Here is a 766-nt window from a genome sequence, read left to right on the forward strand (position 1 = left end):
AAAATATTTCGCTTGAAATGTACATTACATCTTTGCCAGCTCGTCCCAACGAACTCACGACCAATGGCTTTCTTCAATCCAGCATGCGCGTCTGAAATGACAAGCTTGGGCGACTGGATACCACGTGATTGAAGCAACTGAAAGAATCTGCTCCAGCTTTCAAAGCTTTCCGCATGGTCAATCATCAGTCCTATAATTTCACGCTGGTTCTGCTCGTTTAGTGCGGTCGCAATGTAAACAGCTTTAGAAACGACGCGCTGATCCTCACGCACTTTGATGTACATCGCATCGACAAATAAGTACGGATAGTACACGAGATTTAGCGGGCGGTTCGCCCATGCATTTACGATCGGATCTAGTTTTTCTGTTAGGGAAGAGACGAAGGATTTCGATACATTTTCCCCACAAAGTTGCTCCACGACTTTCGTTACTTTACGAGTGGAAACACCATGAATCACCATTTCTAACATAGAGAGGACAAGCGCTTGTTCGCAACGTGCATATTTCTCAAAAACGGTAGGAGAAAAATCCCCTTGGCGCGTACGGGGCACCCGCAAGGTTATTCGCCCTATGTTCATCACTAAATCCCGATCATAGTAGCCATTTCTATAATCTTGACGATCTGGTGTTCGTTCGTAAGCAACTGCTTGCAAATGCTTATCTCGTTCTCTTTCCATGAATTCGTTTAACACTAATACAATCGATGACTTCACGACAGCATCCATATTCGAATTCATAATGGAATCTTTTAATTGTTCTGTGTTTA

The 766-nt window shown here is 43.5% G+C and carries 1 protein-coding gene; it reads right to left on the minus strand.

Going from position 1 to position 766, the window contains the following annotated elements; translation table 11 throughout:
- A partial coding sequence (locus tag ACRRU2_RS28535) for an IS256 family transposase (protein WP_432506835.1) occupies positions 1–766 on the minus strand: 766 nt, incomplete at both ends.

It is taken from the genome of Paenibacillus sp. GXUN7292, assembly GCF_050864975.1.
GTDB lineage: Bacteria > Bacillota > Bacilli > Paenibacillales > Paenibacillaceae > Pristimantibacillus.